The following is a 1465-nucleotide window of genomic DNA, read 5'->3' as shown; positions in this document are numbered from 1 at the left end:
TGATATGTACCCAGAATCCTGGACACATATTTATGAACTAGGCTGAACACATGGATGCTATCCTGTATTGTACAGGTGGCATCCATTTTGTTTTTGCCTGAATTCTTTTGTTATTATAATAATCTATATATTCTTCAACCGCTTGTGAGAATTCTTCGAAGGAAGAATAGTCTTTCTCATAACCATAATACATCTCATTTTTCAATCTTCCAAAGAATGTCTCCATAATACAATTGTCATAGCAATTACCTTTCCGTGACATGGATTGTACAATGCCATGTTCTTGTAAGGCATTTCTAAAATTGACATGCTGATACTGCCACCCCTGATCAGAATGAAATATTAATCCTTCGACAGAAGGAAATTTTTCAAAAGCTTTATTTAGCATTCTTTCTATCTGGCCAAGATTAGGAGTCCTAGATAAATCATATGAAATGATTTCGTTTGTATTCATATCTAACACTGGCGATATATAACACTTTCCCCATGAAAAATTGAATTGAGACACATCTGTGGTCCATTTTTGTAAAGGCGAAGTTGTGCTGAAATCTCTGCCTATTATATTATCAGCAATCTTACCAACTTGTCCCTTATAGGAATGATATTTCTCCTTTGGTCGTTTGCCGGCTAATCCTGATTCATGCATAAGACGCTGAACTCTCTTATGGTTCACCTGATACCCGCGATTAATAAGTTCCTGGTGAACCCTTCTTACGCCATATCTGCGTTTGTTCTCCTCAAAAATATTTTTTATTTCTTCTAGTACTTCTTGATTGCGTTCGGCAACAATATCGTTTCTGTTAATCTCAAAATAGTAAGTAGATTTAGCCATATGCATTGCTTTTAGGAGATACTTTAGTTGATATCCTTTTTCTCTGAGTTCTTTGATGATTGCTGCTTTTTCGCCTTGAGTTGCGCAACCCATTTTTCTTGCCTCAAGGCGATCCGTTTTTTTATTACTTCATTCTCGGCTTTGATATATTCATTTTCAGTTCTCAAGCGTATCAGTTCTTCTCGTTCCGATTCTGTTAAAGGTAATGGATTTGTTGATTTTTTCATTCTCGGTTCCTTTGTTGGTCGTCCTTTTTTACTTTCTACCAATCCATTATATCCTTGTAATTTATATTTGTGTACCCATTGATAAAGCAGTCCTGCATTAATGCCTGCTTCTATGGCAACTTTCGTTCTTGGTGTGCCTGCAATAACCTTTGAAATCAGTTCAAGTTTTTCTTCGGGTGTCCATACCTTATTAAACACCTTATGTTTTAAAACTTCTGGACCATGTAAATCAACCAATCTGGACCATTCTCGTATATGCCTTTTGAGAGTATTGGGATTCAGCCCCTCTGGGATGTCAGGATACGAACCCGAATGATACAATTCAACACACATCATTTTAAACTCATAACTATAACGCATAAAAATACCCTCCTTACTGGTTGTCCAGTAAAGAGGGTACATATCA

At 36.4% G+C, this 1465-nt stretch carries 2 protein-coding genes; both read right to left on the bottom strand.

From position 1 onward, the window contains the following. Positions 1-37: 37 nt before the first annotated feature. Positions 38-925, bottom strand: a complete 888-nt coding sequence (locus tag AB5150_RS15660; RefSeq protein ID WP_082418098.1) for an IS3 family transposase — start codon at positions 923-925, stop codon at positions 38-40. Further along, on the bottom strand, positions 856-1465 hold a 610-nt coding region (locus AB5150_RS15655; RefSeq protein ID WP_349823542.1), incomplete at its 5' end, for a transposase. The genes AB5150_RS15655 and AB5150_RS15660, both read right to left, overlap by 70 nt.

This window comes from Coprococcus sp. RTP21281st1_F1_RTP21281_210402, assembly GCF_040915325.1.
Taxonomy (GTDB): Bacteria; Bacillota; Clostridia; order Lachnospirales; family Lachnospiraceae; genus Coprococcus; species Coprococcus aceti.
This window is presented reverse-complemented; position numbering and strand designations above follow the sequence as displayed.